Genomic DNA, 25667 nt, shown 5'->3' with positions numbered 1-25667 from the left:
AACTTTGTCTGATCAGACATCAGTTGCAATAGATGTATGGATTTTATCATGGCGGGTGGGGAGGGATTCGAACCCCCGGAACGCTTGCACGCTCGCCGGTTTTCAAGACCGGTGCATTCAACCAGCTCTGCCACCCACCCGCAATGATGGAGCGTGATCTAACCCAGTGAGACCGAAGTTGCAAGGGGAAATGTTAGATAAAAATCGAATAAATCCACAAGGGCAACAAATGTCGCCAATCACAGGGGATTTGGCTGCAAAGAAAACTTGCGAACGCACAGGCAAGTCCCCTCGCCTATGCGCCCATGTCTCTGGGTTTAGGCCTGTCTTTGTTTCTTTTTGCGCATTGAAATCAACACATTGATCGATTCGACTGACACCGAGAACACCATGGCAAAATAGATATAGCCTTTGGGAATATGGAACCCTATGCCATCGGCGACCAACGACATGCCAATCAACATCAAGAATGCCAAGGCGAGCATTTTAGTCGTTGGGTGTTCAGCGATGAATTTCGAAATCGGTATGGACCCAATATACATGACGATCATCGCAATAGTCACTGCAGCAACCATAACCGGCACGTGTTGTGCCATCCCAATCGCTGTTACAATGGAATCCACAGAAAACACGACGTCGATGATTATGATCTGGCCAATAATTGCTGCAAATGTAGCGCCTGCTTTTGATTTCGGCGCGTGGTCATCGGGATCTTCGACGGCTTGGTGGATTTCATGCGTTGCTTTGTACAAAAGGAACAACCCGCCAGATATCAATATTATGTCACGCCAAGCGAAGTCATGACCAAAAGCTGTGAAGAGCGGCTGCGTTAGCCCAATGATCCAAGCGAGCAACGCAAGCATAACAATTCTGGCAAAAAGCGCGAGCGCAAGCCCGATCTTTCGAGCTTGATCGGCTTGTTTTTCAGGTAAGCGTGAAACCAGCACCGAGATAAACACAATATTATCGATGCCAAGGATGATCTCCATGACAGTCAGCGTTGCAAGGCTGGCCCAAATGGCCGGGTCTGAAATCCATTCCATTATCGCGAATCCCTTATCCTTAAACAGAACTAAGTAAGGAGCATAATTGAATTCGAGACAGTATGCAGTACCTGTGTTTCGTCTCCACATACCGCTCCACTGCGGCAATCTAGTAATTGGCACAAGTCAATAGATGAGGCATAAGAGGCCGAGGTCAAAACAAAAAGATGTGGCGAAATGCATTACGATATTGCGGTAATTGGTGGTGGATTAACCGGCGTCGCAGCTGCACGATTGGCTGCCGAGCGCGGCCACAAAGTGGCTCACTTTGCGCCCAAATTCGCTAAGGACTATCGCACTTCGGCGCTGATGATGCCTACTGTGGATTTCATGAAGTCCTCAGGACTGCTCGCAGGGGACGTTGCATTTGGCACACCACTGCAGAAAATCCGGATTATTGACGCCACCAATCGACTATTGCGCGCGCCAGAAGCGTTATTTGATAGTGCTGAAACCGGTCGAGCCGCATTCGGTTACAACTATGCGAACAGTGACTTGCTTGGTGCGTTTTCCAAAACATCTGCCAAGAAGCGATCTATCAATGCAGTGGTTTCAAGCATCAAACGAGTCGGTGAAGGTTACGCGATAGAAACTGAGGATGGCCGAGCGGTCTCGGCAACTATGGTGCTGGGTGCAGATGGGAAAAAATCACGCGTCCGCGACAGTCTTGGTTTTTTGTCGCATATGACAGAGTTTGGACAATCCGCGCTTGTCGCTGACATCGAATTTGAGCGGGTCGAGCCTGAGACATCTGTTGAATTTCACTATGAAGATGGTCCATTCACGCTGGTTCCCGCTGGCGATAGAAAAATCAATCTTGTTTGGCTGGACAAACACGAAATCGTTGCTGCGGCAGCCCGAGGTTCGCAAAATGAATTTGAGCGTGCGCTCGAAGAAAAGTCACATCACCTATTCGGCCATGCCAAGGCCTTGACGAAAGCGTTCGTGTTTCCACTAAGCAACTTATCAGTGCCGTGCGTTGGCAAGAACGGCGCCATGCTTGTTGGCGAAGCCGCCCACGCGTTTCCACCAATTGGGGCCCAGGGGCTAAACCTAGGTCTGCGTGACGTTGAAAACTTCGTTTCAGCAATAGATGAGTTGGAACCAGGCTTCAGCGTTGAAATGGCGGAGAAAGCAAGCATTCGGTACGATCAACAACGTCAGCATGATCTAAGACGTACAGGCGGCTTCGTGGACGGGCTGTTTCGCTCTTTGCTTTCGGACTTTGTTGGAGCTCAGGGATTACGCCAGACAGGCGTTTGGGCGCTTAAGACCATTTCCCCACTGCGAAAGTTCGCTTTTCAATTTGGTATGGGCAATTAAAAAGGGCCGCGCGTGCGACCCTTTTAAGCAATTCATACTGCATTCGAATTTAGTTGCCGTCTGATGTAGCAGGTGTCTCACTGCCCTGCTTTTCCTGACGGATTTTTTCAGCTGCTTCTTGCAACTGCTGCTGCAACGCGCTTTGTCCAGAAATCTGACTTTGGAATTGTGTTGGCGTCAAGAATTTGTCGCCTTCATAAACGGCTGTAAAACCATTTAGGTCTATTGCAACAGGCAAATCCTTAAATGCACGATTCTTGGCCGTCATTGTAAGCTTCGCTCCGCGCTTGAGCGCTTCGAGAAAGGCTTTTGGCATATTTGAATGGCTTGTACACTTGGTAGGATCGCAAGTCGCCCAAGGCGTGTAAAAGGGCTTCGCACCATCGATCTGCCATTTTAGGTTGAACAACAATGAAATTGCGAGCGGCATTTCTGCCTGCACAAAATAGCGGTTCTTTGAAGATGGATCATCACGGAAGGTGAATGCGCCAATCTTGGTGGTACCAGCGAATACGACTTGTCGAACAATACAAGCCTTCTCGCCAGATTTAAGCGTGTCGCAAACTTTTACCCAATTGTCTTCCGGGTTAACTTTGGGCTTTTCAGCCGCATCCTGCGCATTTGCTGTGCCAATGGTCAGTGCCAATGCGGCAATCGCTGCGAGTTGTGAGAATTTGTTCTTCATCTTTTGCATTGCTTTTCCCGGTTGCGTCGCTCGAGGATACGTTATTTCCGCAATCACTCGCCGCGCTAAATTTTCGTCCCTTTTTGAACCCTCAATTCGGGCAATAACATGACGCTGACCTCAATCCAACGATTTTTCTTGCAAATGGTTGATAGCATAGAGAAATCGCATAGGCTGTCAGCTAGCTGAAGTCGCCAGCTTGGCCAATTGAGTTAGTATTCTTGCCGCCCCCATAAGTTTTTTGTTGGCGTCGGGCCAATTACGCGAAAACACTAACTTTTGATCCGGGCGCACTTTAGCGTGTTCTTTGGGATCTGCAACCAGTTGCACCAATGCGTGAGGATTTGGGAATATCCCGTTCCTTAAGGTGATGACCGCACCTTTGGGACCCGCATCAACTTTTTCGACATTCGCAGTTCGACAAAGTGATTTAACCAACACAATTTTGAGTAGATGCTGCACTTCCTCAGGTAGCGGACCAAACCGGTCTATCAACTCGGAACCAAAGGCGTTGATTTCCTCTGACTCGGTCAAATCGCCCAACCGGCGATAGAGCTGCATCCGCACTTGCAAATCTGGCACATATGTCTCTGGAATCATAACCGGCATGCCAAGCGAAATCTGGGGAGACCACTTGCCGTCTTCTTCGTCCAAATTGCCGCCACTTTTGAGCGTGGCCACGGCTTCTTCCAACATTGCTTGGTAAAGCTCATAGCCCACTTCTTTGATGTGCCCGGACTGCTCTTCACCCAAAATATTGCCGGCACCACGTATGTCGAGGTCGTGGCTCGCCAGTTGGAACCCTGCCCCCAAGCTATCGAGTGACTGTAGAACCGTCAGTCGTCGGGTCGCAGTATCAGTAAGTTTCTGATGGGTTGGCGTGGTGAACAAGGCGTAAGCGCGAATCTTTGACCGGCCGATGCGTCCACGTATTTGGTGCAGTTGTGAAAGTCCAAAGTTATCTGCGCGGTGAACGACCAACGTGTTCGCTGTCGGAATATCGAGCCCAGATTCGACAATTGTGGTGGCGATGAGAACGTCAAACTTCCCATCGTAAAAGGCGTTCATGATGTAATCAAGTTCGCCAGGTGGCATTTGACCATTTGCGACCACGTAGGAAACTTCTGGTACGTGTTCGTCGAGAAATCTAACAATCTCAGCCTGGTCTTTAATACGCGGCACCACGTAGAAAGATTGACCGCCCCGGTATTTCTCTCGCAGCAACGCCTCACGAACGACCAACGGGTCAAACGGAAGAACAAAGCTTCGAACGGATAATCGATCAACTGGTGCGGTTGCAAGCAATGAAAGATCACGAACACCCGTAAGCGCCAATTGAAGAGTACGCGGAATTGGCGTTGCAGATAATGTCAGAACGTGAACGCTTGACTTCAACTCTTTAAGTCGTTCTTTGTGCCCCACGCCAAAATGCTGTTCTTCATCGACAACAAGCAACCCCAAGTCTTTGAACTTTATTGTCTTTGCCAGCAATGCGTGGGTTCCAATGACAATGTCAACGCTGCCATCGGCAAGGCCATCTTTGGTCAATTTTAGTTGCTTGGCCGAGACCAAACGTGAAGCTTGGCGCACACGAACAGGCAGGTCGGCGAACCGCTCAGAAAACGTTTTGAAGTGCTGACGCGCCAGCAATGTCGTGGGCACAACCACCGCAACTTGTTTGCCAGAAAGAGCAACAGCGAAGGCCGCACGCAATGCAACTTCCGTTTTTCCAAAGCCAACGTCGCCACATACCAATCGGTCCATCACTCGACCAGACGTAAGGTCGCCAAAAATTGCATCGATAGCTGTTAGTTGGTCTTCTGTTTCCTCATAAGGAAAACGCGCACAGAATTCCTCATAAACGCCCATTTGTGGTTCAACCACATCGCCCTTCGACATTGTACGTGCGGCAGCGATTTGAATGAGTTGTTCCGCCATTTCGCGGATGCGTTTCTTGAGTTTGGATTTTTTGGCTTGCCAGGCGACGCCGCCAAGTTTGTCCAAAATCCCATCGCCTGCATCTGACCCATATCGCGAAAGCAGTTCAATGTTTTCGACTGGCAAATAAAGGCGATCATTTTTCGCATACTCAATTTCCACACAATCATGCGGTGCGCCCATCACATCGATTGCCTTTAGCCCTACGAAACGGCCGATGCCATGGTCGACATGCACGACCAGATCGCCGGAAGCTAATCCCGTGGCCTCGGTAAGTGCTTCAGCACCCTTTCGACGTTTCGAGGCACGAATAATCCGTTCACCAAGAATATCCTGTTCAGACAAAACGAGGATTTCTTCGGTTTCAAAGCCGCTTTCAAGCCCCAAAACTATAAGACCAACTTCGCCGATATTTAGCGTTGAAACCTGAGGCCAGTGTTCGATCAACTTAGTCTTGGTGACATCGTGGTCCTTAAGCACCTGCGCCATGCGGTCACGCGTGCCTTCTGTCCAACAAGCAATCACGACACGGCGACCATCTCTTGCGCGCGCTCTTGTTGTCGCAATGACAGCTTCAAATAAGTTGATATCCTCAGCTTGTCGCTCTTTCGAAAAGTTCGGCGCTAACTGCCCATTCCGGTTTTCACTTGATTTGAGATCACTCTCAAGCGTCGAAAACGGCGTTATTTGAATCACGTCGGCATTATTTGCGAGCGCGAGTTCGTCGCCCAACATATATAGCTGTTCGGCAGGCAAGGGTTTGTAGACTGACCCTACGTCCCCTTCTTCAAATGCTTCCCGGCGCGCGTCGTAGTAATCGGCAATTTGGGTCCGACGCTCGGCGATTGCCTGGTTGGCTTGTTCATCAAGCGCAAGTGGTGCTTGATCCAGAAAGTCAGGAAGGCTGCCCATTTCGGTATGGAACAGCGGCAACCAGTGTTCCATACCTGCAAAACGCTGCCCGGCACTAATCGCAGCATAAAGGGGGTCATTTGCGGTATTGCCACCAAAACTGGCCGTGTAGCCACGTCGAAATCGTGAAACCGTTTCATCCTGCAATACAATTTCACCCATCGGCACCATTGTTGCCGCCTTTTGTTGGGCGATTGTACGCTGGGTCTCGGGATCGAATGTTCGAATGCTTTCTAGGCTTGAACCGAAAAAGTCAAACCGCACAGGGTTCTCAAACCCGGCCGGAAACAAGTCGATCAGTCCGCCACGAACCGCATATTCGCCAGGCTCGCGCACCGTTGGCACGCGCATATAGCCATTGACTGTGGCCCATTGAACCAGTTTTTCGGTTTTCACATCTTGACCTGATGTAACGCTAAAAGAAAACTCATCAACAAATTGTGTTGAAACAGTTTTCTGCACAATAGCATTCACAGCTGTCAGAACTACAGCGCCTTTGGTTTGAGCGTTGCGAAGTGCCGCCAATGTTGTCATCCGCTCTGCCAACACAGCCGCGTTGGGAGAAACACGATCATACGGAAGGCAATCCCAAGCGGGAAACAAATATACACTATGTGCGGGCATCAGCTTCTTAATAAGCTCCGCCATCTTTTGCATCCGACGACCGTCGCGCGCGACAAAGCAGACAGACACTTTTCGATCTGGATTGGCAGCACTTTCGCTTTCAATCAGACGCGCGAGTTCAATCGGTTGCATGCCGTCAGGCACTCCGGTTATGAACCGATTGGGCGACAACGCATTTACGTCTAAGCGTTTATCATGTGAAAGCGTATGTTCGTCGATGTCTGCCATTATTCGTCAGAAACACGACTGTGTTGGTATTTAGCAATCTGTTTCAACAAATCAGGATGTGGGGCTTTGTCGAGCGGCTCTTTGCCAATAATCCAATTATACAGGTCCGCATCTGTTTCCCCCATCAACGATTCAAGGTCGTCAAGTTGCTCAGGACTGTAGTCTGCGATAACGCCGTCAACAAAACCGCCCAAGATAATATCCATCTCCTGGGTGCCACGGTGGTGCGCTCGGTATTTGATTTTCTTCAGGCGATCCTGATGATTTTCACGTTTTGTACTTGTCACAAGCTGCCACCATATGCGTTGCTGAATTGGAACTTTCATTTACGCGGTTAATTTGGATTTGTCAGCCTTCCGCCCAGCAGAAAATCAATATAAATTGCTCAAAACATCGAGAACTAGGAACAATCCTTGGCCCGCCCGGACATTCTAAACCCACTTTTTGCTTCTGTTAGCACCGTAAAAGGCGTCGGCCCGCAGCTCAGCAAGCTAATGGCGAGCTTTTTTGGTGCACCAGAGAATCAAGATGCGGTATTGTTAGACGTGCTGATGCATATGCCGTCTGGCATTATAGATCGAAGGCAACAACCGGGCGTTCAGTTTGCGCAACCAGGCGCGATTTCGACATTTCTATTGCATATTGATCGTCATTTACCGCCGCCGCGCAACAACAAACGGGTGCCTTATCGGATTGAAGCGCATGACGAGAGCGGTGAAATCACAATTTCCTATTTCGCTGGTCGTGCTTCCTGGCTTGAGAAAACTTTGCCTGTTGGCGAAAAACGCTACGTTTCAGGACCCGTCACGTTTTACCATGGCATGGCGCAACTTAATCACCCAGACTACATCGTTGCCGAAGACAAGTTTGATGAGCTACCGCTCGTGGAACCTGTTTACCCACTCACGCATGGATTAACCTCCAAAAAACTGCAGCTGGTCACGCAATTTGCATTGTCAAAGCTGCCATCAGTTCCAGAGTGGATAAGCCCTGCACGCATTCAAATGAATGGTTGGCCCTCTTTTGGTGAAGCGATGCATCAAACGCACAACCCGAAGACACCGGCTGACGCAAAAATTGAAGGGGCTGCGCGCGCGCGCCTCGCCTATGATGAATATTTTGCGGGTCAACTGGCGCTACAGTTGGTACGTGCGACGATGACACGAGAAAGTGGTGTTCAGCGGCAACTTGATGGAACAATCACCGCAAAAGTGCGCAGTGCACTTCCCTTTGCGCTTACTGAAGGCCAGGATCAGGCCGTGCTCGACATTGAAAAGGACCTAGAATCAAACCGCAAGATGGCGCGCTTGGTGCAAGGCGATGTCGGCTCAGGCAAGACAGTTGTCGCCTTAATGGCAATGGCCGCAATGGCTGAAGCTGGACATCAGAGTGCCTTGATGGCGCCCACTGAAATTTTAGCAACGCAACATTATGCGACCATTTCGGCAATTGCTGAACAAGCAGGTCTTCGAGCTGCTCTTTTGACAGGAAAAATGCCGGTTGGCGAACGTCGAGCTATCCAAGCGCGTATTGAGTCTGGCGAAATTGATATCGTAGTTGGTACGCACGCGCTCTTCCAATCAAGCGTTCTCTTTAAGTCATTAGGGCTCACCGTTGTCGACGAGCAACATCGTTTTGGCGTCCACCAGCGGCTTGCGCTTTCTGAAAAGGGACGCAAGACAGAGTTGCTGGTGATGACAGCAACCCCTATCCCTCGAACGCTTGTACTTACGCACTTTGGGGACATGGATGTCAGTTTGCTCAAAGAGAAGCCAGCAGGCCGTCAACCAATCGACACTGCAGTATTGGCCGCAAGCGAATATGACCGCGTCATTTCACGACTAAAGGCGAAAGTCGCTGAAGGCGCGCAGGCGTTTTGGGTCTGCCCCTTGGTTGAAGAGTCCGAGAATCTAGACGTTATTTCGGCAGAAGACCGACATAAATCGCTCGCAAATGTTTTCGGAAATCGCGTTGGACTTGTGCATGGTCGAATGAAGGCCGACGAAAAACAGGCCGTTATGGAGCGTTTTCAAAACAACGAACTCTCTATACTGGTGGCCACGACCGTAATTGAAGTTGGCGTAGACGTCCCAAACGCAACCATCATGATCATAGAACATGCTGAACGGTTCGGCCTATCGCAGTTACACCAGCTGCGTGGGCGCGTCGGACGTGGCAGCCAAAGATCAGCTTGTCTTTTGTTGCACGGCGAAAAGCTTACAGAAATGGCGGAAGCACGACTAATAACCATCCGAGCGACAGAAGATGGATTTGAGATCGCCGAAAAAGACCTTGAGTTGCGAGGTCAAGGTGATTTGCTGGGCACACGACAATCGGGCATGCCTGGCTTCAGAATCGCCATACCGGACTTTCACAAAGACTTGCTTGAAGTTGCTCATGAAGATGCGATTGACGTATTGGAACGCAATCCGGGCTTGCAGGGTGAAGAGGGTCAGGCAATCCGAACGCTATTGTATCTGTTCAGAAAAGACTTGGCGATCCCACTGATCCGCGCAGGCTAGCGCTTGCTCTTTTTTGCAGCGCCAGATTTCTCGGCTAATTCTGCTGTTTTCTTTTGATATTCTGGAGCAACCAGTCCAGCAGAAATCACGAGCTTTGCACCATCTTCAACACTCATATCGAGAATATGAACTTCTTCTTTTGGCAGGAACAACAAGAAGCCAGATGTTGGGTTTGGCGTGGTCGGTAGAAACACGCTGGTAATGCCTTCGCCTGCAACTTTCTCAGCCACCTCACCTTTTGCATCGGTTGAAATGAAAACCAATGCCCAAAGTCCTTTGCGCGGATATTCGATCAAGCCAACTTGCTTAAAGTTGGAATGACTTTGACTTACAACAGTCTCAAAAATCTGCTTCAAACCACGATAAAGGACTGAAACAAAAGGCATTTTGTGCAAAATGGACTCACCAAATTGTACAAGCGTCCGTCCGACAAGATTCGCCGTCAGGAAGCCAAGCATTACAATCGCGAATGCAGCGATTACCAATCCAAAGCCTGGAATATTCACAGGCAAATAGGTATCTGGATTATATTGTGGTGGAATGAGCGGTTTGACGAAATTATCGACAAACTGAATGATCGACCAAGTGATATAAATCGTCAGTCCAACCGGCGCAGCTATCACCAAACCTGTCAAAAAGTAGTTGGTCAGGCGGCGTCCTGCCGTGACCTGATGGGCGTGATGATCTTCGTCGTGACTATTGTTTTCAGGTTTTTCGCTCATAGTCTGATCTATATAGAGCGCCCTCAAGATTGTGCAATGCCTGATTGATACATAACCGATCAGACATTGCTAAATTTTGATCAACTTGTGGCGACTGCTTACTCTACGGTCACTGATTTTGCCAAATTACGCGGTTGGTCCACGTCAGTGCCCATAAATACAGCTGTGTGATATGCGAGCAGTTGGACAGGCACTGTTGCAACTATCGGTTGCACGAGTTCGTGGACCTCTGGCATCAGGATGATCTCGTTGATGTCCGGCCCGGCTTGTTTGGCACCTGCTTCATCGGTGATCAGAATGATGTTTCCACCACGTGCAGCTACCTCGTGCATATTCGACAGCGTTTTCTCAAGCAACGCATCTGACGGTGCAACGACCACGACGGGCACTTTTTCGTCAATCAATGCGATCGGTCCATGTTTTAGTTCGCCCGCTGCATAACCTTCTGCGTGAATATAGGTGATCTCTTTGAACTTAAGTGCACCTTCGAGCGCAACAGGATAGAGCGCGCCGCGCCCCAAATAAAACACGTCTTTTGCCTTGGACAAAGATTTGTCCAAACTTGCAATTTTTGGCTCCGATGCCAGCGCTTTAGACATGGCACCCGGCAACTTAGCTAGAGCATCTACCATTTCTGCTTCTTGAGCGTCGCTGAGTATTCCGCGTTGCTTGCCTGCAGCAATAGCCAGCGTGGCCAAAACGGTTTGCTGCGCAGTAGTTGCTTTGGTTGAGGCAACGCAAATTTCAGGTCCACATAAGGTCGGGAACACAACATCGGATTCACGAGCAATCGTGCTCTCGGCAACGTTCACAATCGAGGCAATATGCTGGTCTTGAGAAACACAATAGCGAAGGGCTGCAAGCGTGTCCGCAGTCTCACCCGATTGCGAAACAAACAACGCCAAACCGTCTTTTTCCATCGGCGGTTCGCGATACCTAAACTCTGATGCAATATCGACTTCTACAGGCAAGCGCGCATATTTTTCGAACCAATATTTGGCAATCATTGCCGCATAGTAGGATCCGCCACAACTTGAAATAGTCAGTCGTGAGAGCTTTGCGAAATCAAACGGCAATTCTTGCGGCAGTTGCACTTTGCGTTCAGCAAAATTCACATAATTGGAAAGCGTGTGCGAGATCGTATCCGGTTGCTCATAGATCTCCTTCGACATGAAGTGCCTATGGTTGCCTTTGCTCACAGATTCAGCGCCGGTATTCGCTGTCGAAACTGGGCGATTCACTGGATTACCTTCGCGGTCAAAAACGCGCATATCGGATTTGGTTATTGCAACCCAATCGCCCTCTTCAAGATAGGTGACCTTGTTGGTGAAAGGCGCCAATGCAATTGCATCAGATCCCAAAATCATTTCGCCATCACCGTGGCCGACGGCAAGCGGCGCACCTTGTCGCGCACCGATGATCAGGTTTTCTTCACCCTTGAACATCATTGCCAGCGCAAACGCGCCATCTAGGCGTTTGATGACTGCTGCCGCAGCATCAAACGGTGCCGCGCCGCGATCCATTTCACGCGTTACCAACAACGCAACCATTTCTGTGTCAGTTTCAGAAATCGGCGCATATCCGTCGATAGCCAATTCGTCTTTTAGTTCGCGAAAGTTTTCAATTATACCATTGTGGACCACTGCAACCTTGTCGGTCATATGTGGGTGAGCATTTTCTTCGGTTGGAGCGCCGTGCGTTGCCCATCTTGTGTGGCCAATACCGATGTTCCCGGCCAGGGGTGATTCTTCCATGCGTGCTTTTAGGTTTGTCAGCTTCCCCGGCGCACGACGACGGTCCATTTTACCCTGATCAAACGTTGCAATTCCCGCGCTATCATAACCGCGATATTCAAGTCGTTTGAGCGCGTCTGCAATTCGATCGGCGACAGGCTTGTCGCTAACGATTCCAACGATTCCGCACATAGTATTCCCTCTAGTCTTTTTTCTCACTCCAACGACGCCTAATCGTGTTGGCGTAATCGGGTTTATTAGTTTGCTTGGACCGGCCAATTGCCAGAGCATCTTTTTCTACATTGTGCGTAACAACACTTCCCGAAGCGACATATGCACCGTCTGCAATCGTCACAGGTGCCACTAGCGCACTGTTCGATCCGATAAATGCGTTCTCTCCGATGTTTGTTTTATATTTGTATCTCCCATCATAATTGCAGGTGATGGTTCCTGCGCCGATATTTGAACCGGCACCTACCTCAGCATCGCCAATATAGGTCAGGTGATTGATTTTTGCGCCGACGCCAATGTCAGATTTTTTGACCTCAACGAAGTTCCCCGCTTTGCTTTTTGCGCCCATATTGGCGCCCGGTCGCAGTCGCGCGTAAGGTCCAATTTGAGCTTCTTCACCCACATTTGCGCCTTCCAAATGACTGAACGCGTGAATAACCGCACCGCTTTTGACAGTCACACCTGCGCCGAAAACTACATTCGGTTCAATCACGACATCATTTTCGATTTTGGTATCATGGGAGAAGAAAACGGTCTCAGGCGCGATCAGGGTGACCCCGCCAATCATCACCTTTTCCCGCATACGCTGTTGGAATGTGTTTTCCGCCATCGCGAGTTGTCGACGATCGTTGACACCTAAAACCTCTGCTTCTGGACTGGTCGAGGTTTTCACCACAAACCCATTATCGCGAGCGATTTGCGCTGCATCGGTGAGATAGTACTCGCCTTGAGCGTTTGCATTATCAATCTTGTCAATAATTGCATTCAGGCAATCGGTTTTAAAACCCATAATGCCTGAATTGCAAAAGCCGATTTGGCGTTCTTGCTCAGAGGCGTCTTTTTCCTCAACGATCCTCACCAACTGATCGCCTTCCATTACCAGTCGACCTAAGCCAAATGCGTTTTTGGGCTCATATCCGACAACTACGAGGTCAGCACCGTCATCCAATACGGCTTTCGCGCGTTCAATTGTTTCCGGTTGAATCATGGGATTGTCTGCAAAAAGGACGAAGACATAGCCATCCATTTTTTGCCAATGTTGGCGCGCCTGCATTGCGGCATGTCCGGTACCCAATTGCTCATGCTGCGTGACCGTTTCAATGCCCGCATTCAATTTTTGAATATATTCTTCTGATTCTTGATGTTTTGGCCCAAGAACTACTGCAATTTTATCCGCCCCGGCGCGCTGGCAACTGTTCACCACGTGTGCCAGCATTGGCAAACCGCCAACCTTGTGCAGAACTTTTGGTGTTTTTGATTTCATGCGCGTGCCCTCACCGGCCGCGAGTACAATCGTCAAAATAGCAGTCATGTGCGGATATTGCTCCGAAATTGAATATCTGTCGTTCACTTATTGCAAGAATGTGTTGGCAAAATGGAAACATCCAAGCAGCCCATGAACCAAATATTCAACTTATGCAATAATGATTACAGTTGCATCGCGATTCGTGCGGGGTTTTCGGCGGACATGGGAGACGAATTTGGCATCGACTGAATTCAACCGTTTTGAGCAAGCTGACGTTAAGATATGGGGCTTCATCGCTGTAGGTGTGGTCACCACAATGCTGCTCTTATCAAGCGTTGCGAACTTTGTGCCTTCGCAATATCTCAACGCTTTACGCGAAACACGTCAGACTTCCGGCACGATCAACCAACTGCATGCCGAATTGACAAAGATCCGCCTGGAATTTGCATCTATTAAGCGCGAAAACTCCATCGCCGGAACGCGTATTACGTTGGGTGAAGAGTCAAATTCGAAGTTCTCGCGTCGCGTCCGCGCCCTTGAATCTAGCATTCCAATGCTGCTTGAGGCCTTGCCAGCTGACGCAACTATTGACCGCTCGCTGATCACCGCGTCAATCAACGAAGCAAATGGCGAAGAGATCATAAAAAGCGACGAAAACGTAAAAGTCACTCAGTCGAACCTGTTTGACAATCGACCGATGTCAGAGGCCGCACCCGCGACACTGCAGCAAGCATTACCTGAAGCTGTCGACGACAGCGAGATGATGACAGAGGAACCCGTCGAGAAAATGCCCGTGGTTGAGATTAGCGCGACTGAATTTGGGCTGATCATTGGGCCATCTCTCGAGATGAACAGTACGTCTGTTGCTTGGGAAAAGTATAAAGCCAATATAGGCACATTGCTCATTGGATTAGAACCACGTGCTTTGCCGGTTGGAAATGATTCTGAAAAATGGCGACTAATCGCTGGTCCTATTGCGGACATCTCAGAAACGATCTCGTTATGTTTGCAGATTTCTCAAACCGGTTTGACGTGCGAAGCTAGCGGTTTTGGTGGTGTTGAACTAGGTCGCTAAATGGGTTGGAAAGAAAAATTCAAAAACTTCGATTTTTCTTGTTGACTTAGCAGCCAATAAAACTATTGTCCGCGCTGTTCGCAGATGAACACTAAGTGCCCGTAGCTCAGCTGGTAGAGCATCCGACTTTTAATCGGACGGTCGAAGGTTCGAATCCTTCCGGGCACACCATTCTCCCAAATTCGATAAATTCATTAGTTCAACGGCTTGCATTCACTTCTTAATGTGAATTTGCAAAGCAATAGTGGTTTTACTTTTTCGCCAACCAGTTGACTGTTGTTTGAAATGCGGTCGCCAAGTTCTTATCGACGGTCGGTAGAAGCTCGGTCCAATCTTCATAGACTTTGAGCTCTTTTGGTCCGTCACTAATGCCGCGAAGCACGATTAAATCCAAATCATAAGACTGACAGACGCGCTGAACCGCGTAGCTTTCCATATCGACCATGTCTTGCTCGATCAGATCGAACTGATCCGTGAGAATGATGTTGCCGCCGGTCGACAATGACACACTCGGTATGTCCGGCACAGTATGTGGCAAGTGAATTATTGGCGGCTGTTCAAGAAACGGGGTTTGGCCAGGTGCAAAACCAAGAGGCGTCGCATCCATGTCGCGATAGCTTACGCTTGATGCCTGATAAACTTCGCCCTGCCCCAAAATTGCTGAACCTGCCGAGCCGAGCAACACCACAAAGTCAGGTGTTACCTGCAGGCGCTCAATGATGCGGCAGGTGTTGATTGCTGCTTCAACCGGACCAACACCGACGATGGCCGGATTAATAAGCTTTTTGAGCTCAGATAGGTACTCAGCTGCAGTGGCCATCAATGGAAGAACCGTTTTGCCGTTTGCAAGCTCTAACAACTCGTAATTCTTGTTACCGGGACGGTCATGCATAGATTAGTCTTTTCAAATCAGTGGGAGAATTTTCTGTTCGTCGAAGTTCGCGCCGCACAATAAGACTATGTTGGTCTGTCCGCGATATTTTTCCGCGTTCTTAACTAGCCCCGCCAATGCCAATGCAGCCGCGCCCTCAACGATTTGGTGTTCCTTGCGTGCTAGCAACTTTAGCGCCGATGCAATTTCAGCTTCATCACAAACAACTAGTTCATCTATCACGGCCGACGCAATTGGAAGTGTCAGGCTATCTTCATCCATCGCGCCAGCGACACCATCTGCCAATGTATCAAGGTGCGGCACATCGACCACAGATCCATTTTTGATCGCAGCATCTAATGCGGCAGAGTTTTTGGCTGAAACGCCGATTACATTGATGTTTGTGCCAAATGCCTTGAACACTGAACCAATGCCGCTGACTAACCCGCCGCCGCCGAGCGAGATAAATACGTTATCCACCTCTGGAACTTGCTCTACGATTTCTAGACCGATGGTGCCCTGACCCGCCATAATCTCGTAGTCATTATATGGAGAAACATAGGTTAGGTTTTCATCTGCTGCGGCCGCGGCGCGTGCAATGACTTCTGACTGGCCAGAATCGCTGCCTTTAAGTACGACGTCCACGCCAAATGACTTGATCTTATCAAGTTTTGCAGGTGATACGCCTTCAGGCAAATAGACGGTAAGATTGTGCCCCAGGACAGATGCTGCAAATGAAGAGGCAATCCCATGATTTCCAGAACTCGCAGTAACCACCCTCTGATCGGTCGGCAATGTCGTGAGTTTGCTCAACGCGCCGCGTAGTTTAAACGAGCCTGTCTTTTGAAAGTTTTCCGCTTTGAAGTGCAGATCACACCCAAGCACTTCGCCGAGCAATTTGGCAGGCAGGCAAGGCGTCATATAAATGTGGTCTGCAATCCGCCTTCGCGCTCGAACAGATGCTGCAGCTGATTGACAAATTTGATCTTCCACGCGGTCGTCTCCTATTTAGCTTCAGCTGAGATAATCATAAACAATACATTTTGTCTAATATAGACTTTTAATCTCGCTCTATCCACGATATGGTTGCGCAACTCGGAGGACACGATGGATATTGTAGAATTCTCAATTGAGCGCATTCAATCGCTATACGAAAACACTGTCGACTATAATTTGTCGGATAGCGGCGTTCACCCCTACTCATTGCGTGAATTGCTTTCAAGTGCAGAGATTGAAAAACTGCTTGATGTAGAATTGGGCTATGGGTGGACAAATGGCGGCGTTGAACTGCGTCAATCCATCTCAAAACTTTATGAAAACAAGTCCACAGACAACGTGATTGTTACCAATGGATCAGCCGAAGCAAATTTTGTCTTGGTTATGGGGATGCTCAACGCAGGCGACGAACTCGTTGTAGTTGTGCCTAACTACTTGCAAATGTGGGGCTGGGCGAAGGCACTTGGCGTCAAGGTTATTGAGGTGCCTCTCCGTGAAGAGAATGGCTGGTTGCCCGATCTGGATGAGCTGAAGTCTGCGATTACCGCCAAGACTAAAATGATAAGCTATTGTTCGCCAAACAATCCGACCGGTAGCGTTATCCCTACTGAGATGCTGACGGAAATCGTGAACCTTGCACGCCAATACGACATTTATGTCCATGCTGACGAAGTCTACAAAGGGTCCGAGCTAGATGGCAATGAGGGACCAAGTATCGCCGATATCTATGAAAAAGGCATAGCCACCAACGGGTTATCCAAAGCGATGGCTCTGCCCGGTCTTCGCGTTGGCTGGTTGTGCGGTCCAACCGAAGTTATTGAGCGTGCATGGCACTGCAAGGACTATACCTCAATCACGACAAGCGCGGTTAGCGAGTTCGCTGCAAACATTGTAGTGCAACCAGAAAAACGAAATGAGATTTTGGCGCGCAGCAGGACAATCCTGAATGAAAACGTAGCGATGCTCGATAATTGGGTTAAAGCGCATCACGAGAACTATTCGTGCCGTCTACCTCAAGCTGGTGGTATGGCATTTGTTCGATACAATATGGGCATCAATTCAACTGACTTGGTACATCGCATGCGCGAGCAACGCTCCATCATGCTCTTACCCGGAGATTGTTACGGCATGGATGGATATATTCGGATTGGCGTTGGGGCCCCAAAATCACATCTGGAAGCAGGCCTAGAACAGCTAGCCGAGTTTACCAAGGGAATGAACAATTGACCCACAGCGCCGCAATACAAAATGCAGTGAACGTAGCGGATGGCGTCGCGACCTTGTTGGCGCCAAATGCGGAAGTGATCGTGCATGACATAGCGACCGAGTGCGTAATCCATATTGCGAACAATTTCTCAAAGCGTGAAATCGGTGATCCATCAAATCTGAAAGAGATAGAATTTGATCCCCAGGAACAGGTTATTGGACCATACGACAAAGTAAACTGGGACGGTCGATTGATCAAATCCATCTCAATTGTCATTCGCGACGAAGATGGAAGCGCTGCGGCGTTGGTTTGCGTCAATTTAGATCTTTCCCAGTTTGACCAAGCACGGCAAATCTTGACCAGTCTAATGAACTTGCCGGGTGACAAAGCAAAACCGGAAAAGCTTTTCAATGACGATTGGCATGAGCAAATCAATGCGTTTATCAACGCCTGGGCGACGGAGCAAAATCTCGCGGTTGAACGTTTGGATCGCGAACAAAAAAAGGCGCTTGTGGTCGCACTTGACCAAAAGAAGGCGTTCGCTGCCAAGCACTCAGTGAACTATGTTGCACGCGTACTCGGGTTGGGTAGAGCTACAATCTACAATTATTTGAAGGAATCCTGAGCCATTACGAAACACCGGCAGCCTTCAAGACTGTTGTTGCCGCAGCGATATCTTGGCTAGCAAGGCCCGTCATGTCAGCAATGCTAACTTGTTCGTCATTTTGCCGCCCACCTGCGCTCCCCGCCAGAACCTCACCCAGCTCAATAATACGAGTTTTATCGAGCGCAGCATTAGAAAACTCACCATGATCAAGGCATTGATCGACCTTGTCTGCCACCAACAATTGCGCACGTTGCACCAGTGCGGGATCAAGTTCACACTTGCCCGGCGCATCGGCCCCTGAAGCCGTTATGTGCGTCCCTGGCGCAATCCAATCAGATTGGACAATTGGTTCAACGCTGGGTGTTGTCGTCAGAATTATGTCAGCGGCCCGACATTCCTCTTCCAATGCGTCTGAAGGATTTGCCGCTATGCCACGCTTCGCTAATTGCTGCGCCAACTCAGCTGCTTTGTCTTTGTTGCGCGCCCAGATTGTCGTTTTAAAATCTCGCTCAGGCAGGAACCGGTTGTGCGCCAAAGCTTGTTCACGCGCTTGAATGCCAGCACCAATAATCAGCAGTTTTTTGGCGTTTGGCCGCGCCAGTGCTTTGGTGGCAATGGCAGCCCCTATCGCGGTCCGAACATCCGTTAAATAACCTTCATCTTGTAAAACAGCCAAAACCTCACCTGTCTTGGCTGAGAGTGCCACCATCATGCCATTGCTTGTCGGCAAGCCCAGCTTTGGGTTGTTGTAAAATCCCGTAGCAATTTTGATGACGAACACGTCGTCACCATGCAAATGGCCAAATTTGATGTGGCAGTCACCATTTTGCTCAGGGAACTGAATATAGCCGACAGGCGGAATTGTTGCTGATCCAGACGATACAGCGACATATGACCGTTCAATGGCACTTGCCATTTCGTCAAAGTCACACAATGAAACAATTTCTTCTCGCTGCAATATACGCACGGCACCACCACTTTTAGACTCTTTGTCTATAGTGGCCTTTTTGTCTACCAAGTCAAGTGTTCGTCGAACAAGCCGCGTCAACGTGGCAAATGACGACGGAACCCATCTTTAAAGGCGACCAACATTGCACCCAACAATATGAAAGGCAGCGCAAAATAGAAACTGATCGTCGGCAAATCGCCAAATATGGCGAAACCAGTTCCAATTGCCCAAATCAGAGATAAGTAATCAAATGGTGCCAGTTTTGATGCTTCGGCATATTTGAAACTTAGCGTCATCGCAATATGTGCGAAGCCACCAAATAACCCCGCGCCTATCAGTGCAAGCAAGCTTGGCATAGACGGTTGTGTCCACCCAAATGGTGCAGTCATCAATCCTGCAATTGCGCACACCAAGGCAAAGTAGAATGCAATTGCCCCGGCATTTTCGGTTCTTGCCAAGTTCCGAATTTGGATAATTGCAAATGCCGTAACGATTGCCGTAAATACGCCAAGGCCAATGCCAAAAGCATAGTTTTGGTCAACTTCGCCTGTAAGTTGAGGTACAATGAGGACGAGTGTGCCGATTACGCCTAGGGCAATCCCCATCCATCTTGTGCTATTCACATCTTCCTTTAGAAAAACCGCTGCGAGTATCGCCACCAGGACGGGTGACAGATAGGTCAAAATTGTCGCTTCGGCGATTGGCAAATAGCTAAGAGTAGCGAAGCTGCCAAACATAGCCACACACCCAGTCAAACACCGCAAAAGGTGCCCGATTGGCTTCTTTGTATATAGGCCCGATGGGAACTCTCGCGTGATTACAAGGAACAAAACCAACGGAATTAACGCAAACGCGCTGCGGAAGAACACGATTTGTCCCGTTGGTGATTCCGAGGTCGCTGCAAGCTTTACGCAAGCGACCATTCCCGCAAAAAGCAGGCCAGACCCTACCCTTAGGGCAATTGCAAAGCTATCATTTGACATGGTGTTCTCAAGAACGAGATGGGAGTAGTTTAAAGCTAGTCTATCCAAATAAACCTGCAACACAATTTATTTCTATCCAAGTATTTTGGTCGTGATAGGCTTAATCCTATGCGAGTGAGAATTCGACTGTTTGGCTTTTTGATTGGCATTGCATTCAGTTCGGTTGCGGTGGCCGAACAACTTGTGCCATTTGGCCCCACCGCTTTTTCACTTGCAGACCCAGCTCTCAACTCATCCGATTTGGCCAAGTTTAACTACGGTCGCGGCCTATTTCACCATGAATGGCAAGTCCATCGACACGCGAATGGAAGCCAGAGTGGATTGGGCCCAATTTTCTCTGCGAACGCCTGTGCAGCATGCCATATCCGCGGTGGCAGGGGTAAAACGCCAGAAAAAGGAGAGAGACCAACCGCCTATGTCATTGCTGTAGGTATCCCTTCTGCCCTGTATGGAACACTCCCCGACCCAATCTATGGCGCACAGATCCAATCAAATGCCGTGGGCACACCAACTGAAGCAGAGGTTTTCGTGTCATATAAAGCAACGCTGGACCGCCTGTCAGATGGCACGCCAGTTGAGTTGCGCACGCCTATATTTGAAATTGGCGCCGCAAATTACGGACAATTGCATGAACACGCTGAACTTTCAGGTCGACTTCCCCAGCAAATAATCGGCCTAGGGTATTTGGAGCAAATAGGGTTCGAAACGCTGAGCACATTTGCTGATCCTGAGGATGTCAATGGCGATGGTATTTCGGGCAGAATATCATTGATGGAAAATGGTGAAATTGGGCGGTTCGGATGGAAAGCAACAGCGCCAACTGTTTTGCATCAGACAGCAAAGGCTGCGAGCAGTGATATGGGCATATCAACGCCACTATTTCCAGCATATGCGGGGGATTGCACCCAAAAGCAGGTTGAGTGTCTTGAAGCTAGTCTCGAGCAGCCGCAGAACAAAAAAACCGAGCTAGATGTGAATGAAGCGCGCATTCTTGCGCTCTACAGCGCAAATATACATGTGCCGCCGCGTCGCAATGCCTATGATCCGGAAGTGCGCCGTGGCGAAGGCATATTCTCCGCAATCGGCTGCGCATCATGCCATGTTCCGGTGTTTTCGGAATCTCAAGAATATCGCGGGGCTTACACGGATATGCTCTTACACGAAATGGGTATGGGCCTGAGCGATCCTACTTATGGTGAGACCGAATTAGCGCGCGAATGGCGGACACCGCCACTTTGGGGAATTGGCTACACTGAAGAAGTAAATGGCAATCAATTCTATCTGCACGATGGCCGGGCCCGCGACCTGATAGAAGCAATTATGTGGCACGGCGGCGAAGCTGAGCGCACAAAAGAGACTTTCCGCTCACTTTCAACAAATGAGCGGAACGCCCTTATCGCTTTTCTGAACTCGCTCTAGCGCAACGCATGGAAGTGCTCAAGCAGGCCCTGTGTCGAACTATCATGATCTTTCGCATCAGCACTTCCTTGCACCTTTGGCAGAAGCGCTTTGGCCAATTGCTTGCCCAACTCGACGCCCCATTGATCGTATGAATTCACGTTCCATATGGCGCCCTGCACAAACACCTTATGTTCATAAAGCGCGATTAGGTTACCTAACGTTTTTGGCGTAAGCTTCTGATACATAATGGTATTCGAAGGTCGATTACCTGGAAACACCTTATGCGGAGTCAATTCTTCAATTTCGCTATCGCTCAAGCCTTGCGCTTCAAGCTCTGATCTTACTTCGTCAGCGGTTTTACCCAACATCAACGCTTCAGACTGCGCAAAACAGTTGGCAACCAGCTTTTCGTGATGTTCCGGGTAGTCCGTTTCGCCTTGCGCAGCGATCAAAAAATCGACAGGAATAACGTCGGTGCCTTGGTGGATCAATTGGTAGAATGCGTGTTGTCCGTTGGTGCCAGGCTCACCCCAGACGATTGGACCAGTGGCATAGTCCACCGTACTGCCATCGCGTTGAACGGACTTCCCGTTGCTCTCCATATCCTGTTGCTGAAGATAGGCTGCAAAACGGCCCATACGCTCGTCATATGGCAGGACGGCATGGGTCGAGTACCCAAATGCATTTCTGTACCAAACACCGAGTAAAGCCATGATAACAGGCATGTTTTTATCAAGTGGCGCGGTGAGGAAATGCTGATCCATTTCAGCTGCACCGGCCAAGAACTCGTCAAAATTCTCGGGCCCGATTGCCAACATCACCGAAAGGCCGATGGCGCTCCACACAGAATATCGCCCGCCGACCCAGTCCCAGAATCCAAAGATTCGATCCTCTTGAATGCCGAACTCAGCGCACGCATCCAAGTTGGTTGATACCGCAACAAAGTGATCACCTACAGCCTTATCGCCCAGTGCTTCTGCAAGCCATTTGCGTGCAGAATTAGCGTTTGTCATGGTTTCATCAGTGGTGAAGGTTTTCGACGCCACGATGAATAATGTCGTTTCCGGATCTAGGCCAGCAAGTGTGTCTGCGATGTCTGATCCATCAACATTGGAAACAAAATGCGGTTTTATTTCAGAGACATATGGGCTTAGTGCGCGAACGACCATTGCTGGCCCGAGATCAGATCCGCCAATGCCGATATTGACCACATCGGTAATCTTAGTTCCCGTTGAGCCCGCGATTTCACCGTTTCTGAGCTTTGCTGAATAGCTGCGCATTGCCGCCAAGACAGTGCGAATTGGTGCTGAAACATTCTCACCGTCGACATGTAAATCGTCGTCGCCTTGATGGCGCAGTGCCATGTGCATGACAGCACGATCTTCAGTTAGGTTGATGTGTTCGCCAGCCCACATCTTGTCGCGGAGCTGCTCAACACCAGAATTACGCGCCAGGTCAAGCAGAACATTCATGGCTTCTTGGTCGACGATGTTCTTCGAATAATCGAGAAAAAGTGTGCCAGAATTTAGGGAGAAATTGCTAAAACGTTGCGGATCATTCTTGAACATTCTTCGCAAATGCTCGCGACTTAACCGATTTTGTTCTGCTTTTAGCTTCGCGAGATTCTCAGCAACGTTTTTGGGCATATTTTCACCTATTCTATGGGGTCGATGTCGCCTCTTTCCCATCCCGCACGGGTTTCAGCGACGTAATCGTCATATCTGTTTTCTGCGATTGCAGCGCGCGCGCCCTGCATCAATTCTTGGTAATAAGCCAGATTGATCTGGCTTAAAAGCATCGCACCCAACATTTCGTTCGCTTTCATCAAATGATGCAAATAAGCGCGCTGAAAACGACGACAATTTTCATTTGGCGACTGTTCATCCAGCGGACGGCTATCTTCTTTGTGCCGTGCATTCTTGATATTGATAACACCGAACCGCGTATAGGCATGGCCATGGCGGCCGGCGCGCGTTGGGTGAACACAATCGAACATATCGATTCCGCGTTTCACAGCACCTAAGAGATCGTCAGGTTTGCCAACGCCCATCAAATAGCGTGGTTTATCGGTTGGCAGTGCGGGCGTTGTGTAGTTGAGTACTTCAAACATAGTTTCTTGCGGCTCGCCCACAGCAAGACCACCAACGGCGTAACCGTGAAAACCAATGCCTGTCAGTTCTTTAGCGGATTGCAGGCGCAACACTTCATTGTCGCCGCCCTGCACAATGCCAAATAGTGCATGACCTGGTTGTGTGCCAAACGCTGTTTTTGATCGTTCCGCCCAGCGAACAGACAATTCCATTGCGCGTTTGATTTCAGAAAGTTCGGCTGGCAGTGCCACGCACTCGTCGAGCTGCATTTGGATGTCCGCGCCGAGCAAGGTCTGAATTTCAATCGATCGTTCAGGGGTCAAAAGATGAGAAGAGCCATCAATATGGGACTTAAAAGAAACACCATTTTCATTGAGTTTTCGCAATTTTGCCAAAGACATAACCTGGAAACCGCCACTGTCAGTCAGAATTGGCTTTTTCCACTGCGCAAACTCATGCAAACCACCCAATTTTGCCATGCGTTCCGCGCCAGGACGCAACATCAAGTGATATGTGTTGCCAAGAATAATATCCGCTCCAAGCGCTTCCACTTGTTCGGGATACATACCTTTTACGGTGGCGGCAGTACCAACAGGCATAAAGGCAGGTGTGCGAATGTCGCCGCGCGGCGTCGAAATATTGCCTAAGCGCGCACCATTGTCGGTGTTTTTCAATTCAAATGAGAATGATTGCTGGCTCATTTTTGTTCCCGAAACAGAAGCGACGCATCGCCGAAAGAGTAAAAGCGATATTCGTTATCAATCGCATGTTTGTAGGCATTGCGCATATTGTCCAGACCTGAGAAGGCGCTAACAAGCATAAACAAAGTGCTTTTGGGCAAATGGAAATTTGTCATCAACACGTCAACTGCGTTGAATTGATAACCTGGTGTGATGAAGATTTCGGTTTCGCCACAAAACGGTTTGAGTTCTCCATCAAATGCCGCAGATTCAAGCACTCGCAAACTTGTGGTGCCAACAGCGAATAACCGCCCACCATTTGCCCAACATTTTTTTATTTTTGCCACAGTTTCGGCGCTGAGTTCGCCCCATTCTGCGTGCATTTTATGGTCATCAGTGTCTTCGGCTTTGACCGGTAAAAAAGTACCGGCCCCCACATGCAGCGTCGCATAATCAATTTCGACGCCTTTGCTGGCAATGTTATCCAACAATTCATCCGTAAAATGCAAACCGGCGGTTGGTGCAGCTACTGCGCCATCGTGTTGCGCATAAACCGTTTGATAGTCAGTATCGTCCTGATCATCATGATCACGTTTTGCACTGATATAGGGTGGCAGCGGCATCGCGCCGCGCGCCTTGATCGCCTCATCAAGTTCTGCGCCAGCAACTTCAAAACGCAAGAGAACTTCGCCCGCCTCGCCTTTTTCTTCGCAAGTAGCGATTAGCGGCTCCATGCCTACAGCCTCAAAAGCGACTTGCTCACCAACTTTGAGTTTTTTGGCAGGTCGCGCGAAAGCACGCCAAAGATCTGTGGCGTCGCGTTTGTGCAGATTGACGGTGACTTTGGCAACTGCCTCGCCGCGCGTACGCTTTCCCACCAATTCCGCAGGTAGAACCCGCGTATTGTTGGCGATCAGAATATCCCCCGGGCGGAGAAAATCCAGTAGATCCGTGACGACATGATCAGCTGGCGGTTCGCCAGCTGACATTTTTGCTGGGTCAACAACAAGCATACGCGCGCTATCGCGTGGCACAGCGGGATGCAGTGCCACACGGTCAGCGGGCAGTTCAAAATCGAACTGATCGACGCGCATGTTGGTTTTTCCGGGGTTTTAGTTAGTCAGCAGCAACGCGCATTGACAAGATTTGATCTGGGTCTTGCACTGGCTCGCCTTTTTTCAAAGCATCAACTGCATCCATACCGTCAATCACTTGTCCCCAAACTGTATACTGACCGTCCAAGAATCCTTGGTCGCCATAGCAGATGAAGAATTGTGAGTTGGCAGAATTCGGGTCCATTGTGCGTGCCATGGAACAAGTGCCGCGCTTATGAGGTGTTTCGTTGAATTCTTGGGCCAAATCTGGCTTGTCTGATCCGCCAGTACCTGTGCCTAGAGGGCAACCAACCTGCGCCATGAATCCATCAATTACACGGTGAAACACGATTCCGTCGTAGAAATTTTCGCGAGCAAGCTCTTTGATCCGCTCAACGTGCTTTGGCGCAACGTCAGGATACATTTCAATGACGACGCTGCCTTTTGACGTTTCAAGCAACAATGTGTTTTCGCGGTCTTTGATTTCAACCATGGTAATCTCCTTTG

At 49.4% G+C, this 25667-nt stretch carries 21 protein-coding genes and 2 tRNA genes; 7 read left to right on the top strand and 16 right to left on the bottom strand.

Annotated elements, in window-relative coordinates:
- Positions 1–49: 49 nt before the first annotated feature.
- Together QQL65_RS13150 and QQL65_RS13145 are read right to left on the bottom strand one after the other, a co-directional pair.
- A tRNA-Ser gene (locus QQL65_RS13150) sits at positions 50–140 on the bottom strand.
- 177 nt (positions 141–317) lie between these two features.
- Positions 318–1046 carry a TerC family protein gene (locus QQL65_RS13145; protein ID WP_284366293.1) on the bottom strand — a complete coding sequence of 243 codons (729 nt, stop codon included), beginning with the start codon at positions 1044–1046 and terminating at the stop codon, positions 318–320.
- A 174-nt stretch (positions 1047–1220) separates the two neighbouring features.
- Here QQL65_RS13145 and QQL65_RS13140 point away from each other — a divergent pair, with 174 nt between their 5' ends.
- Entirely contained in the window at positions 1221–2366 is a 1146-nt protein-coding gene (locus QQL65_RS13140; RefSeq protein WP_284365279.1) for an FAD-dependent monooxygenase, read from the top strand.
- A 49-nt stretch (positions 2367–2415) separates the two neighbouring features.
- Here QQL65_RS13140 and QQL65_RS13135 read toward each other — a convergent pair whose 3' ends face one another.
- The 3 genes from QQL65_RS13135 to QQL65_RS13125 all read right to left on the bottom strand — a co-directional run bounded on the left by QQL65_RS13135 (position 2416) and on the right by QQL65_RS13125 (position 7040).
- Positions 2416–3060 carry an invasion associated locus B family protein gene (locus tag QQL65_RS13135; RefSeq protein WP_284365277.1) on the bottom strand — a complete coding sequence of 215 codons (645 nt, stop codon included), beginning with the start codon at positions 3058–3060 and terminating at the stop codon, positions 2416–2418.
- A gap of 168 nt (positions 3061–3228) precedes the next feature.
- Positions 3229–6753 carry a transcription-repair coupling factor gene (gene mfd / locus QQL65_RS13130; RefSeq protein WP_379863266.1) on the bottom strand — a complete coding sequence of 1175 codons (3525 nt, stop codon included), beginning with the start codon at positions 6751–6753 and terminating at the stop codon, positions 3229–3231.
- On the bottom strand, positions 6753–7040 hold the full coding sequence (locus QQL65_RS13125) for an FAD assembly factor SdhE (RefSeq protein WP_284365275.1): 288 nt from the start codon (positions 7038–7040) through the stop codon (positions 6753–6755). Before QQL65_RS13125 ends, mfd begins: the two co-directional genes overlap by 1 nt.
- A 126-nt stretch (positions 7041–7166) precedes the next feature.
- On the opposite strand from QQL65_RS13125, the gene recG reads away from it, so the two are divergent.
- The gene (gene recG, locus QQL65_RS13120; RefSeq protein WP_284365272.1) at positions 7167–9275 is read left to right on the top strand and encodes an ATP-dependent DNA helicase RecG; all 2109 of its coding nucleotides are present in this window, start codon (positions 7167–7169) and stop codon (positions 9273–9275) included.
- On the opposite strand, the gene QQL65_RS13115 is transcribed toward recG, so the two are convergent.
- From QQL65_RS13115 to glmU, 3 genes are all read right to left on the bottom strand, one after another.
- A complete protein-coding gene (locus QQL65_RS13115; protein ID WP_284365270.1) occupies positions 9272–9997 on the bottom strand; it encodes a DUF502 domain-containing protein in 726 nt (241 codons plus the stop codon). The two genes, recG and QQL65_RS13115, sit on opposite strands and share 4 nt — an antisense overlap.
- A 98-nt stretch (positions 9998–10095) precedes the next feature.
- The gene (gene glmS / locus QQL65_RS13110; protein ID WP_284365267.1) at positions 10096–11922 is read right to left on the bottom strand and encodes a glutamine--fructose-6-phosphate transaminase (isomerizing); all 1827 of its coding nucleotides are present in this window, start codon (positions 11920–11922) and stop codon (positions 10096–10098) included.
- A gap of 10 nt (positions 11923–11932) precedes the next feature.
- Positions 11933–13273, bottom strand: a complete 1341-nt coding sequence (gene glmU, locus QQL65_RS13105; protein ID WP_284365264.1) for a bifunctional UDP-N-acetylglucosamine diphosphorylase/glucosamine-1-phosphate N-acetyltransferase GlmU — start codon at positions 13271–13273, stop codon at positions 11933–11935.
- 169 nt (positions 13274–13442) lie between these two features.
- Between glmU and QQL65_RS13100 the strand changes: the two genes are divergently transcribed.
- Positions 13443–14282 (top strand): hypothetical protein, encoded by an 840-nt coding sequence (locus tag QQL65_RS13100; RefSeq protein ID WP_284365262.1) that lies wholly within the window; start codon positions 13443–13445, stop codon positions 14280–14282.
- Between the two features lie 95 nt (positions 14283–14377).
- Positions 14378–14453 (top strand) — tRNA-Lys (locus tag QQL65_RS13095).
- A gap of 79 nt (positions 14454–14532) precedes the next feature.
- Here the strand turns inward: QQL65_RS13095 and QQL65_RS13090 are convergent.
- Positions 14533–15141, bottom strand: a complete 609-nt coding sequence (locus QQL65_RS13090) for a 5'-methylthioadenosine/S-adenosylhomocysteine nucleosidase (RefSeq protein ID WP_284366291.1) — start codon at positions 15139–15141, stop codon at positions 14533–14535.
- Between the two features lie 45 nt (positions 15142–15186).
- The gene (locus QQL65_RS13085) at positions 15187–16146 is read right to left on the bottom strand and encodes a pyridoxal-phosphate dependent enzyme (RefSeq protein ID WP_284365261.1); all 960 of its coding nucleotides are present in this window, start codon (positions 16144–16146) and stop codon (positions 15187–15189) included.
- Positions 16147–16260: 114 nt separating this feature from the next.
- Here QQL65_RS13085 and QQL65_RS13080 point away from each other — a divergent pair, with 114 nt between their 5' ends.
- Positions 16261–17376 carry an aminotransferase class I/II-fold pyridoxal phosphate-dependent enzyme gene (locus tag QQL65_RS13080; protein ID WP_284365260.1) on the top strand — a complete coding sequence of 372 codons (1116 nt, stop codon included), beginning with the start codon at positions 16261–16263 and terminating at the stop codon, positions 17374–17376.
- On the top strand, positions 17373–17981 hold the full coding sequence (locus QQL65_RS13075; RefSeq protein WP_284365258.1) for a helix-turn-helix transcriptional regulator: 609 nt from the start codon (positions 17373–17375) through the stop codon (positions 17979–17981). Before QQL65_RS13080 ends, QQL65_RS13075 begins: the two co-directional genes overlap by 4 nt.
- Positions 17982–17985: 4 nt before the next feature.
- Here QQL65_RS13075 and QQL65_RS13070 read toward each other — a convergent pair whose 3' ends face one another.
- On the bottom strand, positions 17986–18930 hold the full coding sequence (locus tag QQL65_RS13070; RefSeq protein ID WP_284365256.1) for an ornithine cyclodeaminase family protein: 945 nt from the start codon (positions 18928–18930) through the stop codon (positions 17986–17988).
- A gap of 77 nt (positions 18931–19007) precedes the next feature.
- A complete protein-coding gene (locus QQL65_RS13065) occupies positions 19008–19895 on the bottom strand; it encodes a DMT family transporter (protein ID WP_284365254.1) in 888 nt (295 codons plus the stop codon).
- A gap of 108 nt (positions 19896–20003) precedes the next feature.
- On the opposite strand from QQL65_RS13065, the gene QQL65_RS13060 reads away from it, so the two are divergent.
- Positions 20004–21314, top strand: a complete 1311-nt coding sequence (locus tag QQL65_RS13060; protein ID WP_284365252.1) for a di-heme oxidoredictase family protein — start codon at positions 20004–20006, stop codon at positions 21312–21314.
- Here QQL65_RS13060 and pgi read toward each other — a convergent pair.
- The 4 genes from pgi to QQL65_RS13040 are packed head-to-tail and all read right to left on the bottom strand — an operon-like array spanning position 21311 to position 25653.
- Entirely contained in the window at positions 21311–22942 is a 1632-nt protein-coding gene (gene pgi / locus QQL65_RS13055) for a glucose-6-phosphate isomerase (RefSeq protein WP_284365251.1), read from the bottom strand. The genes QQL65_RS13060 and pgi overlap by 4 nt on opposite strands.
- 8 nt (positions 22943–22950) lie before the next feature.
- The gene (gene tgt, locus QQL65_RS13050; RefSeq protein ID WP_284365250.1) at positions 22951–24087 is read right to left on the bottom strand and encodes a tRNA guanosine(34) transglycosylase Tgt; all 1137 of its coding nucleotides are present in this window, start codon (positions 24085–24087) and stop codon (positions 22951–22953) included.
- Positions 24084–25160 carry a tRNA preQ1(34) S-adenosylmethionine ribosyltransferase-isomerase QueA gene (gene queA, locus QQL65_RS13045; RefSeq protein WP_284365248.1) on the bottom strand — a complete coding sequence of 359 codons (1077 nt, stop codon included), beginning with the start codon at positions 25158–25160 and terminating at the stop codon, positions 24084–24086. The genes tgt and queA overlap by 4 nt, the downstream gene beginning before the upstream one ends.
- 22 nt (positions 25161–25182) lie before the next feature.
- Positions 25183–25653, bottom strand: coding sequence for a peptidylprolyl isomerase (locus QQL65_RS13040; protein WP_284365246.1), 471 nt, complete (start codon positions 25651–25653; stop codon positions 25183–25185).
- Positions 25654–25667: the final 14 nt, after the last annotated feature.

The sequence above is a fragment of the Maritalea porphyrae genome, from assembly GCF_030159895.1.
GTDB lineage: Bacteria > Pseudomonadota > Alphaproteobacteria > Rhizobiales > Devosiaceae > Maritalea > Maritalea porphyrae.
The sequence above is the reverse complement of the archived record's forward strand: the minus strand, read 5'-3'. Positions and strand labels throughout refer to the sequence as shown.

Bases quoted from the DNA above. Each gene is read 5' to 3' on its own strand.
- QQL65_RS13065 (WP_284365254.1), bottom strand. From the start codon at position 19,895: ATGTCAAATGATAGCTTTGCAATTGCCCTAAGGGTAGGGTCTGGCCTG.
- glmU (WP_284365264.1), bottom strand. From the start codon at position 13,273: ATGACTGCTATTTTGACGATTGTACTCGCGGCCGGTGAGGGCACGCGC.
- queA (WP_284365248.1), bottom strand. From the start codon at position 25,160: ATGCGCGTCGATCAGTTCGATTTTGAACTGCCCGCTGACCGTGTGGCA.
- QQL65_RS13040 (WP_284365246.1), bottom strand. From the start codon at position 25,653: ATGGTTGAAATCAAAGACCGCGAAAACACATTGTTGCTTGAAACGTCA.
- tgt (WP_284365250.1), bottom strand. From the start codon at position 24,087: ATGAGCCAGCAATCATTCTCATTTGAATTGAAAAACACCGACAATGGT.
- QQL65_RS13060 (WP_284365252.1), top strand. From the start codon at position 20,004: ATGCGAGTGAGAATTCGACTGTTTGGCTTTTTGATTGGCATTGCATTC.
- glmS (WP_284365267.1), bottom strand. From the start codon at position 11,922: ATGTGCGGAATCGTTGGAATCGTTAGCGACAAGCCTGTCGCCGATCGA.
- QQL65_RS13080 (WP_284365260.1), top strand. From the start codon at position 16,261: ATGGATATTGTAGAATTCTCAATTGAGCGCATTCAATCGCTATACGAA.
- QQL65_RS13140 (WP_284365279.1), top strand. From the start codon at position 1,221: ATGCATTACGATATTGCGGTAATTGGTGGTGGATTAACCGGCGTCGCA.
- mfd (WP_379863266.1), bottom strand. From the start codon at position 6,753: ATGGCAGACATCGACGAACATACGCTTTCACATGATAAACGCTTAGAC.
- QQL65_RS13135 (WP_284365277.1), bottom strand. From the start codon at position 3,060: ATGCAAAAGATGAAGAACAAATTCTCACAACTCGCAGCGATTGCCGCA.
- QQL65_RS13115 (WP_284365270.1), bottom strand. From the start codon at position 9,997: ATGAGCGAAAAACCTGAAAACAATAGTCACGACGAAGATCATCACGCC.
- pgi (WP_284365251.1), bottom strand. From the start codon at position 22,942: ATGCCCAAAAACGTTGCTGAGAATCTCGCGAAGCTAAAAGCAGAACAA.